The 16,135-nt window shown below is 45.0% G+C and carries 12 protein-coding genes; 7 read left to right on the top strand and 5 right to left on the bottom strand.

Annotated elements, in window-relative coordinates; genetic code table 11:
* Window positions 1-134 precede the first annotated feature (134 nt).
* A complete protein-coding gene (gene pmbA, locus IE103_RS12680) occupies window positions 135-1,487 on the bottom strand; it encodes a metalloprotease PmbA (RefSeq protein WP_189346504.1) in 1,353 nt (450 codons plus the stop codon).
* Between the two features lie 77 nt (window positions 1,488-1,564).
* Between pmbA and yjgA the strand changes: the two genes are divergently transcribed.
* From yjgA to IE103_RS12665, 3 genes are read left to right on the top strand one after another with little or no spacing between them, the layout of a single operon-like run.
* On the top strand, window positions 1,565-2,173 hold the full coding sequence (yjgA, locus tag IE103_RS12675) for a ribosome biogenesis factor YjgA (protein ID WP_189346503.1): 609 nt from the start codon (window positions 1,565-1,567) through the stop codon (window positions 2,171-2,173).
* Window positions 2,160-2,783, top strand: a complete 624-nt coding sequence (mog, locus tag IE103_RS12670; protein WP_189346502.1) for a molybdopterin adenylyltransferase — start codon at window positions 2,160-2,162, stop codon at window positions 2,781-2,783. Before yjgA ends, mog begins: the two co-directional genes overlap by 14 nt.
* A gap of 17 nt (window positions 2,784-2,800) precedes the next feature.
* Window positions 2,801-3,481: an alpha/beta hydrolase gene (locus IE103_RS12665; RefSeq protein WP_189346501.1), complete on the top strand. Its 681-nt coding sequence runs from the start codon at window positions 2,801-2,803 to the stop codon at window positions 3,479-3,481.
* An 89-nt stretch (window positions 3,482-3,570) separates the two neighbouring features.
* On the opposite strand, the gene IE103_RS12660 is transcribed toward IE103_RS12665, so the two are convergent.
* Both IE103_RS12660 and IE103_RS12655 read right to left on the bottom strand, forming a co-directional pair.
* Window positions 3,571-5,367, bottom strand: coding sequence for a DUF418 domain-containing protein (locus IE103_RS12660; RefSeq protein ID WP_189346500.1), 1,797 nt, complete (start codon window positions 5,365-5,367; stop codon window positions 3,571-3,573).
* 199 nt (window positions 5,368-5,566) lie between these two features.
* A complete protein-coding gene (locus IE103_RS12655) occupies window positions 5,567-7,402 on the bottom strand; it encodes a DUF418 domain-containing protein (protein ID WP_189346499.1) in 1,836 nt (611 codons plus the stop codon).
* Between the two features lie 234 nt (window positions 7,403-7,636).
* Here IE103_RS12655 and IE103_RS12650 point away from each other — a divergent pair, with 234 nt between their 5' ends.
* Window positions 7,637-10,294: a penicillin acylase family protein gene (locus IE103_RS12650; RefSeq protein ID WP_229827269.1), complete on the top strand. Its 2,658-nt coding sequence runs from the start codon at window positions 7,637-7,639 to the stop codon at window positions 10,292-10,294.
* A 262-nt stretch (window positions 10,295-10,556) separates the two neighbouring features.
* Window positions 10,557-11,540 carry a cysteine synthase A gene (gene cysK, locus IE103_RS12645; RefSeq protein WP_189346498.1) on the top strand — a complete coding sequence of 328 codons (984 nt, stop codon included), beginning with the start codon at window positions 10,557-10,559 and terminating at the stop codon, window positions 11,538-11,540.
* Between the two features lie 81 nt (window positions 11,541-11,621).
* Here cysK and IE103_RS12640 read toward each other — a convergent pair whose 3' ends face one another.
* Both IE103_RS12640 and purU read right to left on the bottom strand, forming a co-directional pair.
* Window positions 11,622-12,164 carry a YaeQ family protein gene (locus IE103_RS12640; protein ID WP_189346497.1) on the bottom strand — a complete coding sequence of 181 codons (543 nt, stop codon included), beginning with the start codon at window positions 12,162-12,164 and terminating at the stop codon, window positions 11,622-11,624.
* Between the two features lie 183 nt (window positions 12,165-12,347).
* Window positions 12,348-13,214, bottom strand: coding sequence for a formyltetrahydrofolate deformylase (gene purU, locus IE103_RS12635; RefSeq protein WP_189346496.1), 867 nt, complete (start codon window positions 13,212-13,214; stop codon window positions 12,348-12,350).
* A 232-nt stretch (window positions 13,215-13,446) separates the two neighbouring features.
* Between purU and IE103_RS12630 the strand changes: the two genes are divergently transcribed.
* Window positions 13,447-14,472, top strand: a complete 1,026-nt coding sequence (locus tag IE103_RS12630; protein WP_189346495.1) for an NADP-dependent oxidoreductase — start codon at window positions 13,447-13,449, stop codon at window positions 14,470-14,472.
* Between the two features lie 256 nt (window positions 14,473-14,728).
* Entirely contained in the window at window positions 14,729-16,132 is a 1,404-nt protein-coding gene (locus tag IE103_RS12625; RefSeq protein WP_189346494.1) for a hypothetical protein, read from the top strand.
* Window positions 16,133-16,135: the final 3 nt, after the last annotated feature.

Raw genomic sequence — 16,135 nt, 5'->3', positions numbered from 1 at the left:
TAAGTCTGCGAGAACATGATCTGTCGGCACAGACTTACATTTCCAGTGCATTTTATGAATTATTGATTACACAAGCAATCATTCTATTTTGTGCATTGCGATTTTCAATTCGCCTTTGATTGATTGTGACTTGTTTAATTTCCAGCGACGGTCATGCCTTCGATCAAGATCGAACCCGTCGTTTTTGTGCCGCGCGTCAGTGTATCGTTGCCAATCGCGATGATATTTTGAAACATGTCACGCATATTGCCAGCAATCGTGATTTCTTCCACTGGGTACTGAATCACACCATTTTCTACCCAAAATCCCGATGCCCCACGTGAATAGTCGCCAGTGACATAATTCACGCCCTGCCCCATCAACTCGGTCACCAACAAACCTGTGCCCATTTTTTTCAGCATTTGTGCAAAATGATCGGTACGCTTGGTCAGATCCGAAGTCAAACTTAAGTTATGCGAACCACCAGCATTTCCCGTAGTTTGCATGCCCAATTTGCGCGCTGAATATGTTGAAAGGAAGTAGCCATTCAACACCCCATTTGTCACCACCTCGCGCTTGATCGTTTTCACACCTTCATCATCAAAGGGAGAGGAACCTACCGCGCCGAGTACATGCGGATCTTCAACTATTTGAATGTGATTCGGGAAAACTTGCTTGCCTAGCGTATCAAGTAAGAAAGTTGATTTACGATACAAAGCTCCACCAGAAACAGCTTGTACAAAAGCACCTAATAATCCGGCGGCCAAGGGTGCCTCGAATAATACCGGACACTTACGCGTATCAATAGTGCGTGCGTTCAAACGTGCTAGCGCACGTTCTGCGGCGTAGCGACCAATGGCTTCTGGGCTTGAGATTTTCTTTGGATTACGGTGCGAGCTATACCAATCATCACGCTGCATCTTCGATCCCCTACCGGCAATCGGCGCGACCGAAATCGTGTGGCGTGAAAAAGGATATCCACTAACAAAACCACGCGAGTTAGCTGCGACAAAATGCGATTGCTGCGCATGGACGCTAGCACCTTCGCAATTGCTGATACGTTTATCGACCGCATAAGCTGCGGCCTCCGTACGACGAGCAAGCTCAATGGCTTGTTCTGCCGTGATCAGCCAAGGATGAAATAATTTCAAATCTTGTGGCTGCATTTCTAGCATCTCTGCATCCGGCAAACCCGCACAATCATCTTCTGCGGTGAAACGCGCGATGTTATAAGCTGCCTCAACCGTATCTTCTAAAGACTTAGCAGAAAAATCAGAAGTGCTAGCATTTCCACGCTTCTTACCTACATAAACCGTGATTCCTATGCCTTTGTCGCGATTTTGCTCTATCGTTTCGACCTTGCCTTTGCGCACACTAATCGACAATCCACCACCTTCACTCACTTCTACCGCCGCATCTGTTGCCCCTTTGTTACGTGCGATGCGTAACATATCTTGGGTAATTTGCTTGAATTGATCCTGAGTATGGGTAAAAACTGGTTTAGACATAGCTTCTGTTTCTTTAGCTGAAAGGATAAAGAGAGTATCATAGCAGTCGTTTCAATAAGTTTATAGAAGATTTACCAATGCCAAATCCGAATCGAGGCTCTTGCGGCTATCAGTCCAACGAGTTTGAACAAGAATACGACCGTCCATCCAAATCCGAGCTCAAACGCCAAATGACGGCGTTACAGAAACTTGGACAAGAATTGGTTGATGCTCCACGCGATCGCGTTAAACGTGTTCCCATGCCTGAAGATGTGCGTGATGCCATTCTAGAATGTCAAACGATTACCAACCACGAAGGTCGTCGCCGTCAAATGCAATTCGTCGGCAAAAAAATGCGTACTTTGGATGAAGAAGAAGTTGCGCTGATTCAAAAAACCATCGATAGCTGGAAAGGTGCATCCAAATCCGAAACAGCCGCCATGCATGCTTTGGAACGCAAACGTGAAAAGCTACTCGCAAAAGACGAAGCCTTAACGGAATTGATGGCAGAAAACCCAGAGCTCGATGTGCAACATTTGCGCACCTTAATTCGCAATGCACGTAAAGAGCAAGCGGAAAACAAACCACCCAAAGCCTATCGTGAAATCTTTCAGATTCTGAAAGAAATTCAAAACAAGAATAAAGCCGCGCATGCATCTGACGCAGATGCAGAAAACGACGAAGACTCTGACGATGACGACAACTGATTTAGATCGCCCGCTGCGTATTGGACTCGTTTCGGTATCTGATCGCGCTTCTAGTGGCGTTTATCAAGACCAAGGTTTGCCAGCTTTGGAAGCTTGGTTTAGTAGCGCACTCAGCACGCCTTGGGTGATGGAAACGCGTTTGATTCCAGATGAGCGTCCTGCAATCGAGCAAGCCTTAATCGATTTAGTTGATCAGGCCCGATGCGATCTGGTTATTACCACGGGTGGCACTGGACCGGCACGCCGCGATGTCACCCCAGAAGCTAGCTTGGCAGTAGCGACCAAAGAGATGCCTGGTTTTGGTGAACAGATGCGCCAGGTCAGTCTGCATTTTGTGCCGACTGCAATTTTGTCGCGTCAAGTTGCGGTGATTCGCGAGACCGCTGATCATGCAGCTTTAATCTTAAACTTACCAGGCCAACCAAAGTCAATTAAGGAAACCTTAGAAGGCTTAAAAGACGCAGATGGTAAGCAACTTGTCGCAGGTATTTTTGCCGCGATCCCGTATTGCATCGATCTCATCGGTGGTCCTTATGTTGAGACCCACGAAGCGGTTTGCAAAGCATTCCGCCCTAAATCTGCAATACGTGTAAAGAAGTCTGACGTCTAAACATTTTCACTCACATCATGACCAATACTCTGTTAGAAACCGTCGAAATTGAAAGCGGTGCGAATCCCAGTGCCGCGATTATTTGGATGCACGGCTTAGGTGCTGATGCAAACGACTTTGTGCCTATCGTCAAAGAATTAGATTTGCGTGATTGCCCCGCCATTCGCTTTATATTCCCCAACGCACCGCAGATTCCGGTTACCTTAAACGGTGGTTATATCATGCGTGCTTGGTATGACATCGCAGCGGCTGGTACCGACATCAATAAACGCGAAGACGAATCGGGGCTGCGCCAATCGCAACAACAAGTCGAAGCTTTGATCACACGCGAAAATGCGCGTGGCATTGCCACAGAAAACATCATCTTGGCAGGATTCTCACAAGGTTGTGCAATGAGTCTGCAAACAGGCTTACGTCATCCTCAAAAATTGGCCGGTATTATGGGCTTGTCTGGCTATGTTCCTTTAGCAGACAAAATTGCAGAGGAACGCCACCCTGCCAATCAAAACACCTCGATTTTCTTGGTACACGGCACGGTTGATCCAGTAATTCCTATCCAACGTGCACAGCAATCTCGCGATCTGCTGGTAAGCTTGGGTTATCCAGTTGAGTGGCATGATTATTGGATGCAGCATTCCGTATCGCCACAAGAAATTATGGATATTGGATTTTGGCTACGCAAAGTCTTGAAGAAATAAACGGGATAACAAGCGAAATAGAAAACGGGCCACTTTAGTTTGCCCGTTTTTTATTTTTGCGAAAAGCTAATCTGTATTTAGTCAACGAATTAATTCTTGAGTGCAGGAAGCTTCCAATAGGTAATCGCACGCCACAACCACTCCATTGGTCCATAACGGAATTTACTTAACCACCAGTGGCTAAATAATATTTGTAGCACCACGACGATCAGCACCACAGCAACTTGATGCGCGCGCTGCATTCCGTAATAACCTAAACCGTAGCTGTAAAAAATCACCGAACAAATCACAGACTGCGACAAGTAATTGGTCAAAGCCATACGTCCATAAGGTGCAAGCAATTTCACTTTCGAAAACACGCCAGTGCTATGAAACATCAACACAAGCAAACCGACATAGCCCAAACACGCGGGCAAGTTACCAAGATAAATCAAGGCCATTGCGAACATATACGGATCATTTTCTAAACCAGGAACCGCCGAGGTTGTAATAAAACTCCCAGCGATTCCCAAACCTATCCCGCAAGGTAATCCGAGTAAAGCCATTTTCTTAAATTTAGGTAAATGTGCTTTCGTATCGCGCATAATGCCCGATTGCACAAACCAGTATCCAATCAAGAACATACAGTTAATCAGCACACTAAAAATCGCAACATTTGTCCAGTTTTCAGAAAGCTCTCTAACACGAAACGCTAAAGCTTCGGCATAAGTTCCTTTAGACAGAATCGCCACTTCTCGACGGTTATCTTCTAACTGTTTTTGAAGGCGCTCAGCTTCTTTCTTTTTATTCTCTTCTTTCTCGCTCGCTTTGTTCTTTTCTGAAGCACTCGCGATGATTGGAGCTTTATCTGATGCCGTATTTTTAGCTTCTGCGTCTGTTTTTACTTCCTCGTTTGCTTGTGCCGATGCGCTAACTACTGTTGAGCTAGCTTGCTGCGTTTGGTTAGCTGCTTGTACTTGAGTTTTTCCAGCCCCCCAATACTGCGCGGCGCCACCTATCGCCATCGATAAAAATAAAGAGGTATACAACAAGCTACCAATTTTCCAACTGCGTGCTTGTTTGGGCTGATGCGCACGATCAAGTACAAAAGCGATCAATAACACAAACAATCCAAACACCAAACTAGGACGAGCGGAACTCATAGTAGTCACTACAAGACTGGTTACACCAATTAAAAACAACAGCGCACCCACCACATAAAGTATGACCGCGATAATCGGACGTGGTTTTGCAAATACAATTAAGGTCTTGTCATTTCTAAGCAGAAATGCCATCACGCCAAACAATGCCAGTGCGGTCGCAATTGCAGCAACTTTATTTAACGCAGGGATCGCCGCGACCAAACCCAAAGCGATCACACCCAAAACAATCCAACGCGCTTTACCGAACAAGACAACTAATAAACCACATGCCGCTATCGCATAGCTAAACAAAATATCACCAGGCCAAATAAAGATGTAATGCAATACACCGAAAGTCGCCAAGGCAAGCAAACGACGAAAATACGTCTTAAAAAAATCTTGTCCCTTTTCTTCTGCGCGCATCAACATCAGCGCGAATCCCATACCAAACAATAAGGAGAAAATCGTCCAAAATTTACCCGCAACAAAATACGCGACAAAGTAAGAAGCCAGCCAGTTGGCGCCACTCAATCCGACTGGCATACCGTCACTAAGCTCACCGACAGAGCGGTTAAAAAACTCGATATTCATGAGGAAAATACCAATCAAAGCAAACCCTCGAATCACATCGAGAATCGCGATTCTGTCTTGAACCTGAACCGGTGCCGCAACTGGCGCATCTACTGGAGCAACTGCTGGCGCAACCATTGGCTCAACCGTCAAATTCAGCATCACGCTGGATTCATTTTCTACATCTCTATGCATATCTTCCTCGATATAAATGAACTTGTTAGATCAGACACAAGTCGCATAAATCAAAAAGCGCCACGACCTGTATCGTGACGCTTTTTAACCCGCGTTTATTTGACTAGCCTTAGATGAATTATGCCTTAATTGCAAACCATATTGGCATTTTTAAATCATCTAATCATGACTAAACAATCCTCGCTAGCATTGATATTGACTAACCCAAGTGAGGAGTCAAACCCTTATGTTCGACTCTCATCGCAGGCAATTCCCAATAAGTGACCGCACGCCATACCCATTCCAAAGGGCCATAGCGGAAACGGCCTAACCACCAATGGCTGAACAAAACTTGCAAGCAAATTACCGCAATCGCAAAGCCTAATTGTTGCGCGCGACCGAGGCCGAATTGCCCCAATCCCCAACCGTAAAAGAAACTTGCTTGAATCACCGATTGCATCAAATAATTCGTCAATGCCATACGACCAAATGGTGCCAACACCTGAATCTTAGCCAATGCGGAACCGCTATATAACATCAACACAATGATACTGACATAAGCAAGACAAGTCGGCAGATTCGCTAAATTCAAAATCATTTGTGTTAATTGCCAACCATCGCCTGATACACCTGGCGCATGACTCACTGCGATACTACTTGCCAGTAAACTCAATCCCCACCCCACAGGCAATCCTAATAAAGCGATGTGACGGAATAGCGATAAATTTTCCGCAGCCTTGGTAATTACTTTGGCACGAACAAACCAGACACCGATCAAAAATAAAGCAATCGCTGCAAATGCTTGTCCCGCGCTACCAAATGGAGCATCCATGAAATCCGCAAAGCGATGCTTCACAAAATCAGGATAGTTCGCCTGCGTCATCGCCTTCAAATCTTTTTCGATTTCTTTACGATTTTCATTGATACGATTAATCGTATCTGCATCGCGTTCCAGTTTCTTTTGCGCTTCGGATTTTGGAAGCTTTTTATCCTCTTTGCTTTCATCCTTTTTTGTGCTGCTTGTAGGATTAAGCTTTGCCAATTTTTCTGCAGCTTCGTCGGCTTCTTTTTTCGCTTGCTTTTCTGCAGCTAATTTGACTGCTTCTGCTGAATTAAAAACGCTAGTCAAAGGTTGCTGATAGGCGATCACTCCAAACACCATGCCAATCACAAAAGGCAAGCTATAAATCAATACACCAGCACGCCAAAATCGCGCTTCCGCTGGCTGATGATATTTTGCTGATAAAAATGTGATGATCAAGAACGCAGCTGACATTCCAGTCAAACCATTTCGTCCTTCGCGCATTGCAGGCACAAACCAACTTGCTAACGCAGCCAAACTCACAAGTATCGTGATGACCAAGCAAATCGCAGAAAACAATGGCATCTTCATACCAAGGAAGGAAACAATTCGTTCATTACGAATAAAAATTGCGATGAATCCCATAAAAGCGATACCACCAACCACCGCAGCAAATGATCCCATACCGGGGATAAAACAGAAGCCAATCAGACCGACTATACTCGCTACTATCCATTTCCACTGACCAAATAAAATAATCAACAAGCCAGCCGCAGTGAACGCATAGCTATACAAAATATCGCCAGGCCACAATAAGACATTATGCAAAATACCAAAGATTGCTAATGCAATGATGCGGCGAATATAGGGCTTGATAAATGCTCGCCCTGTTTCTTCTGAGCGCGTCAGCATCACCGCGAAACCCATTCCAAACAGCAAAGAAAAAATAGTCCAGAACTTACCAGCCACAAAGAAGTTCACAAAATAACTGGCCAACCAGTCTATGCCGTGTACATTACTCGGGATTCCCGTCCCCATCGTCAAGAATGAGCGGTTAAACCATTCAATGTTCATGAAGAAAATACCAATTAAGGCAAAGCCACGTATCACGTCTAAAGCTTGAATACGCTCACTCGCCGAGATTGGCTTCAGAATAGGTTTTAGAACAGCAGAAGGATTAGGGAAAGTGCTATTGACGCTGCTGGCACCGCCCGCACTGCCCGAGCTTCCAGTATTGGTAGATGATTCCATCATGATTTATTGTTTTCAGGTTAGGTTAAACCCAGACTTCCCAATCTGGGCCAGATATGAACACGCAAATGAAGACACATGATCGCATTTTGTCATCGACATACTAGTTAGATCGCCAACAAGAATCGATAGCATTGCGATGAAATGCGAAATCAAGGGAATGAAATTACTTTAATTGGTCGTATACTCAAGCCATACAAATTCACATTGCACTCAAATTCTCATTTTAGAAAAAATATGTCGAGACTCTTTAAGCTAGCCTTACCCAAGGGCAACAAACCCATCATCAATAACAAAATTAACCTAGTGGAAGATTTTAGCCTGCGCACCCCACATCAATTCAAACTCACCAACGCACTAATGCTGCTAGGCTTGTTAGGCATCATCTGCTCGCCACAAGTCCATGCGCAAGTGGGCGCAAATGCGAGCAATGCCAATAAACCAAGCACCCAAAATACGTCTCAGAAAAAATCAACTCCGATTAAAACCACGCAAGAATGGCAAGTCTATGGCATCAGCCAAAGCGCAGAGATTTTGCTCGACCAATGGGGCGTACCGCATATTTATGCCAAGAATGAAGATGATTTGTTTTTCGCACAAGGCTTTAATGCTGCGCGTGATCGCCTATTTCAGCTCGATCTATGGCGCAGACGTGGCCTCGGCCAACTATCCGAAGTATTTGGCTACAGCTTCTTTGAACAAGATCGTGCCGCGCGTTTATTCCTCTACCGCGGTGATATGAAACAAGAATGGAATGCCTACGGAGCACAAGCCGAACGCATCACCAAACAATTTGTGGCTGGGATCAATGCCTATGTCGATTATGTCAGTAAGAACAACCATGCCTTACCCGCGGAATTTAAAATCCTGAAATATCTGCCGGCTAAATGGCAAGCTGAAGACGTGGTGCGTATCCGCAGTCATGGCTTAACTCGCAACCTCAACGCCGAAGTGAATCGCGCAAAGTTTGCTTGCAACGGTCAATTAGCATTAGACGAAATACGGCAAAATTTATCGCCTAAGTGGAAAACCACACTCCCCGCAGGCCTCGACCCATGTTTACCCGAAGGCATCTTGCGTCAATTCAGTTTAGCGACACAGAACGTCGTTTTTGATAAGCAGAATATGCGTATCTCACAAATTGAAACGCCTACAACCGCAACAAATGAAGCCCCTAATACAAACATCACTAAGCTATACGAAACAAACCCTGATCAAATGGAAGGCAGTAACAACTGGGTACTCGCACCGTCCAAAACCAGCACTGGTCGCGCGATCATGGCAAATGACCCGCATCGCGCTTACTCAGCGCCGTCTTTACGCTATATCACGCATTTAAGTGCGCCTGGTTTAGATGTGATTGGCGCGGGCGAACCAGCATTACCTGGAATTTCCATCGGACATAATGGCAACATCGCATTCGGTTTGACGATTATGGGGATTGATCAAGAAGACTTATATGTCTATGAGTTAAACCCCGCTAATCCCATGCAATACCGCTACCGTGGCAAGTGGGAAAACATGAAGCCACTTTCGGAAAGTTTTAAAGTCAAAGACCGTCCCGATCAAACCGCAGAATTACTCTTTACACGTCACGGCCCTATCATTTTTCAAGACCATCAAAAAAACCGTGCCTACGCGGTGAGAACGGCTTGGCTACAGGCGGGAATGGCGCCTTATTTTGGCAGTATTGATTACATGCGTGCCACCAATTTTGTCCAGTTTAAGAAAGCCATGCTGCATTGGGGCGCACCAACAGAGAACCAAGTCTATGCGGATGTCAAAGGAAATATTGGCTGGGTTCCTGGTGGCATGACGCCAATACACAAAAATTGGGATGGTTTATTACCTGTTCCTGGAGATGGACGTTATGAGTGGGAGGGCTTTTTATCTGGCGACAAGCTGCCAATTAGCTATCAGCCAAAATCAGGGTGGTTTGCTTCAGCAAATGAAATGAATTTACCTAAGGGCTATCCCTACCAACAACACAAATTAGGCTTCGAATGGCCGCACCCAGCACGCTACCAACGTATCGCTACCGTATTGTCGCAAGCAAAAAAATTCTCAATCGAGGATTCCATGCGTCTACAAAATGATGTGATGTCGCTACCTGCTAAACGCATCACAGAGATTTTGAAGCGTATCCAAATCAACAATCAGATCAACAATAAAATCAACAATCAAGCTCGTCATCAAACCGATGATGACAATACAAAAGCAACCGAAAAAGCACTGAAACTGTTACTCCAATGGGATCATCAAGAAACCGCAGATTCGGCAGCAGCAGCTCTATTTCAGTTCTGGCTAAGTCAAACTTTGGCACCAGCGTATAAAGAATTAATGCTAGGCGCACAAGCGAATTTGGTACCCAGCATGCCTGATATGTCAGGTATGTTGAACTATCTCGAACGCACAAATCAAGATGAACAAGCAAACAAAATCCGTGATCAGCTCTTACTCAATAGTCTCACGCAAGCTTACAAAACGCTTGAACAAACACTAGGAAAAGATCAACACGCTTGGCAGTGGGGACAACTACAGAAAACGGTATTCGCACACCCATTCTCAAAGATTTTAGATAGCGCATCAAAAACACAATTTGATGTCGGCCCACTTCCTCGTGGTGGTAGTGCCAATACCGTCAATCAATCATCGTATCGATTGAGTGATTTCATACAACTCAATGGTCCTTCATTTCGAGTCGTGGTCGATGTTGGGCAATGGGATAACTCGCGCGCAATCAATGCGCCAGGACAATCTGGCGACCCAAGCAGTCCACATTACCGCGATTTGGCAGACAAATGGGCGAAAGGTGAATACTTTCCTTTACTGTATTCACGACAGGCAGTTGAGGTAAACACCCGCCAACGATTTGTTTTGCAACCGATCAAATAATTGAGTCAATCAAGCTTAGTTAATCAAGTTCGGCAATTGAGTTCAACAAATGCGACGATTTTCAAGATGGCATGCCGTGTAAAACGCTGTGCCATCAATTCGATATAAGAATATGACCTTATATTCTTTTGAGTTTTATTTGAGCTGGCTTATTCTCATCGTCTATCTTTGAGACGCTTACGCAGCAGTCACAAATTGCTTGCGACGTGGCTGACGGCGAATGCCGGTGTCTCACTTGAACAAACTTAGCGATGAGGAAATTATGCCTATCTATCAAAATAATGCGGACTCTATTGGTCGCACCCCACTAGTCAAGTTGCAACGCATCAGCGATGGTGCAGGTGCGACAATTTTGGCAAAAATCGAAGGTCGTAATCCTGCGTATTCTGTTAAATGCCGAATTGGTGCAGCGATGGTGGCGGATGCCGAAGCACGTGGTTTGCTCGGCCCAGGAAAAGAATTAATCGAACCAACCAGTGGCAATACGGGTATCGCACTAGCTTTTGTTGCCGCTGCAAGAGGCACTCCCTTGACGTTGACTATGCCAGAAACGATGAGCATAGAACGTCGTAAATTATTAGTGGCATTCGGTGCAAACTTAATTCTGACTGAAGGCGCAAAAGGCATGAATGGTGCGATTGCCAAAGCAGAGGAAATTCGTGCCAGCGATCCTGATCGTTACGTCTTACTCCAGCAATTCAAAAATCCTGCCAATCCAGCGATTCACGAAAAAACCACTGGTCCAGAAATCTGGAACGATACAGAAGGTCAAGTCGACATCTTTGTCTCTGGCGTTGGCACCGGCGGCACCATTACCGGTGTATCTCGCTACATCAAACAAACACAGGGGAAGGCAATTCAGACGGTGGCAGTAGAGCCAACCGCAAGTCCAGTATTAACGCAAAAACGCGCAGGTCAAGAAATCAAACCAGCGCCACACAAGATTCAAGGTATTGGTGCTGGATTTGTGCCAGACGTTTTAGACTTGTCCTTAGTTGATCTGATTGAGCAAGTCAGCAACGAAGAAGCAGTTGAATACGCACAAAGACTGGCAAAAGAAGAAGGCATACTCGCTGGCATTTCTTGCGGCGCTGCCACCGCAGTAGCAGTTCGCCTCGCCAAATTACCTGAGAATGCAGGTAAAACGATTGTTGTAGTATTGCCTGATTCTGGAGAGCGTTATTTAAGCTCGATATTATTTGATGGCTACTTCGATGCCAATGGCGTCGCTTTATCTGCACAATAAACAATTTTGCTCACAAGCTAGGACGGTAGCACCGTCTTAGCTTGTTATCTTAATTGTTGGCAACAGAATCAATCCGCCTACTTATTCAAAATCCTTAAAAGTCTCCAGATCGATTTGTACCGATTGGTCTCCCGCAGACATCCAAATCTGACCATCTTGTATGGTGCACTGCAATTGCATTGTGCGGGCAGCCATTTTGGCGAGTTCTTGGCTCGTTTCTGATGCCATATTTTTGACGCATAAGTTCTTTGCGCGATCAAGGCGGCTATTCATTTGTTTCCACCAGATATTGCTGGCATGTGAAAAACTATAGACCACCACTTTTTCGGCACGACCACAAGCTTTCAACAAGCGTCTGTCGTCGGGTTGTCCAACTTCCCCCCACAATAAGATGGCATCGGTGTAATCTTTTTCCCAAAAATCAGGTTCTTCTGTATCCGAAATGCCTTTACCAAAACTCAAGCGCTCAGAAGCATGCAACGCGAAGGCGACGACGCGTACCATCATGCGTTCATCCGTTTCCGATGGATGACGGGCGATGGTTAAACTATGATCCGCGTAATAACCACGATCCATATCGGAAATATTCAGTTCTGCTTTATAAATTGTTGATTTCAATGCCATTCTTATTCCTGCTGTTTATTCCTGCTGTTTAATCCTGCTGTTTAATCCTGCTGTTCAATTTTGCTCATTAAGCTTACTCATTAATTCCACTATCACTAGCGCTAGCTATTTGACTTCAATCCAGTTTCTAATTTGAATGTGAATGAAGTGCATAAGCTCCAATTACGTCTTAAAAAATCGTGCTTAGTTAAACACGACCGTCTTATGGCCATTCAATAAGATGCGATGCTCGACAAAATAATTCACTGCACGTGCCAACACCACACATTCCACATCACGACCAATTGCCGTCAATTTTTCTGGGTCCATCGCATGATCGACGCGCGCGACGTCTTGTTCAATAATCGGTCCCTCATCCAAATCACCGGTGACAAAATGCGCGGTCGCACCAATCAATTTCACACCACGATCATGAGCTTGATAATAGGGCTTAGCGCCTTTAAAGCTGGGTAAAAATGAGTGATGGATATTGATCGCACGACCGTTTAAAGCTTGGCACATGGAGTTCGAAAGTATTTGCATATAACGTGCCAACACCACCAACTCGGCTTGATTTGCGTTGATGACTTCTAAGACTCTTTGTTCCTGCGCCTGTTTTTCTTCCGCACTTGCACCAGCCGCTAATGGCAAATGATGGAAAGGAATATTGTAACTTGCAGCCAATTGATAAAAATCGGTGTGATTAGAAATGATCGCCTTGATTTCTACTGGCAGTAAGCCGCTCTTGTAGCGAAACAAAAGATCATTCAAGCAATGACCAATTTTCGACACCATCAACACCAAGCGCGGCTTGTGATGCGCATCGTGTAACTGCCATTCCATTTGCCACGCTTGCGCCACTTCTTTAAATTCTTGACGTAAGATTTGCTCGTTAATTTCCAGTTCCTCTACCGAAAAATGAACCCGCATGAAAAACAACTTCGAGTGTGCATCCCCAAACTGCGCTGAATCAATAATATTGCAACCGTGACTGGTAAGAAAACCAGAAACGCTATGGACGATACCGCGTTGATCGGGACAAGATAAAGTCAGGATATATTCTGGGCGCATAAATAATTGATTTCTTGAGATAGAAAAAACAAAACCTAACAAGCAAAAAGTGAAAAGAAAAAAACAGCCCACATTGTCGCATGTTCGGCTTCTTTTTATTGCTTTGCAAAATAAAAGCACAGTCGTTCTATTTAGGGTATATTCTGTCTCCGCTTCTGATTTTTTGACATTTAAAATCTGCGTGCAAGATCAATTCACTACACGCGCCATCACTTCATTCGGAGATCGCAATATGACTATCATGAATCACCAAATTCGACTCGCTGCTCGCCCGCTTGGTTTTCCCACGCCAGACAATTGGCTACACACATCAGAAGCCTTGCCACCAGTGAATGATGGTGAAATCCAAATCAAAACTTTATACCTTTCGATTGATCCCGCCATGCGTGGTTGGATGAATGGCGGCAAGTCGTATATACGCCCCGTCGAAATCAACGAAGTGATGCGCGCTGGCGGGATTGGAATCGTGATTGCATCTAAATCAGATCGCTTTCAAGTTGGCGACTATGTCTCTGGCAGTATTGGTGTTCAAGAATACTGGACAGGCAAAGCCGATGACAAGTATGGCGCGTTCTACAAAATAGATCCGCAACTTGCCCCCCTACCCGCTTATTTAAATGCGCTTGGCATGCCCGGCATGACCGCCTATTTTGGTCTCATTGATGTTGGCCAGCCGAAGGCTGGAGAGACCGTCGTGGTATCGGGTGCGGCTGGCGCGGTAGGTCAAACTGTAGGTCAAGTTGCCAAACACAAAGGCTGCCGCGTAGTCGGCATCGCAGGTGGCAAAGAAAAATGCGACTTTGTTGTGAATGAACTCGGATTTGATGCCTGTATTGACTACAAAAATAGTTCAGTTAAAGATGGTTTGAAAGAACATTGCCCCAATGGGGTTGACATCTATTTTGATAATGTCGGTGGCGAGATACTTGATACCGTGCTCACGCGCATCAACATGAAAGCGCGCATTATTATTTGCGGCGCGATATCGCAGTACAACAACACGACAGCGATAAAAGGACCATCCAACTATCTCGCGTTACTCGTGAACCGCGCAAAAATGGAAGGTATCGTCGTATTCGATTACGTCAAGCGCTATCCAGAAGCCATCAAAGAAATGAGTCAATGGATGGCACAAGGCCAATTTCATACGCGCGAAGATATCGTACAAGGTCTAGATGAGTTTCCAAATGCTTTACAGATGCTGTTTGACGGTAGAAATTTTGGCAAGCTCATCCTTCAAGTTGCTACGGTAAAGTAAATCTCCAATTGGGCTAGCATATTCAATCTAGAACATGCTAGCGCCATCAAGCTCCTTACCATTTAGCGATGACGGTAAAAGTGCCTTTGCTTCCCACTAAATAGAAGTGTATTTTTGTCCGATTCCTCGTTCATATATTGGCAGACTGTCGTTTTCATACACCCAAGAAAATAAGACGTTGCAAGCAGATTTGTGACTGTGTAAGATGAAATTGCGTATTTGCATCAAGAAGCAATTTCACTCTTCACGGGGTACTATGAAAGCGCATTCTGGCCAATTCCTCATTCGACGTCCCAACCACTTTGCGCGCGCAAGCCTATTCGCATTGATGGCGATCACCAACGCATTCGGGCTATTGCTAAGCGCCACTGGGTCAGCGCAAGTGATCTCAGAAAACATTCCACCAAATACTGCTCCCAGCGTTCAACAAGACAAGAAAGAAGTAAATGCCGAGAAACCTGTAGAGGATGAGGCAAATGAGCAAGCCTATCCTTCAATCAAATTCAGTGGTTTTGGGACGATAGGTGCAAGTTATAACAGTAGTCGCCAATTCGATTATGTGCGTGACCTACTCCAATCGAATGGTGTGGGTAAACGCAAGCAACTCGATTTTGGTCTAGATTCGCTAGTTGGATTGCAAGTAACAGGACGTTGGAGCGATCAACTAGAGACTGCCGTACAAGCGGTCATACACCGCGGTGAAAAAGATTTACAAACAGATATCACCTGGGGATTCATCAAATATCGTCCGCAAGACGATATTGACTTACGATTCGGTCGTTTAGGATTTGACGTTTACCCGCTAGCAGATTCAAGAAATGTCGCTTATTCATACATCTGGATTAGGCCACCAGTCGAATACTTTGGTGAACTTATCGTTAGCTATATTGATGGTGCGGATGCCGTGTTTCAGTATGCACATGGGAATAATCAAGTTAAGTTCAAAGTCTATGCAGGCAATGCACGTGAACGCATGTTGGCTGCCGCGCCTGATATATATTTCTCTATCGATGGCTCGCACATATGGGGAACGCATGTCGAATATCAATCCTCATCTTGGTTAGCGCGCATAGGCTATTCTGAGCTCAAATTTAATAGCGAGTTTCCTAGCTTTCAGGACTTACTAACTACATTGAGGTCACCAGCATTTGCTCAATTTGGTCCGGAGGCGAACTCTTTGGCCAACCATCTATCCTTTAAAGATAAGAAAATCCAGTATTTATCGGCGGGTATCGTTTATGACGAAGGGCCAATGCAAGCCCAGTTCATGTTAGGGCGATTGAAATCACAAACATGGGGCTTCAACTCCAATATGGCGGCGTTTGCGACAATTGCTTACCGTATTCGGTCTTGGATACCGTATATCAGCTTTGCCAAAGTGCGTCCCTTACATTCAGCATCGCCTGTAACAGGTCTATCAGCAAGCGTAAATCCAATAGTTGGACAATTAGAAACGCACATACAAAACTATCTGAAATCAACTAGAAACGAACAGCAGTCCATTTCACTTGGATGGAAATACAGTGTCAGTCAACAAAGCGATGTCAGGCTACAAATAGATAAAATCCATAACCGTGGCCCGTTCATCGTGAGAAATACCAGTGCCGATTGGAATGGCAAAGCAACGATCATTGGCGTTAGCTACAATTTCATTTTTTAGCAG

The sequence above is a fragment of the Affinundibacterium macrobrachii genome (assembly GCF_014652415.1).
Lineage (GTDB): Bacteria > Pseudomonadota > Gammaproteobacteria > Burkholderiales > Burkholderiaceae_D > Undibacterium > Undibacterium macrobrachii.
This window is presented reverse-complemented; position numbering and strand designations above follow the sequence as displayed.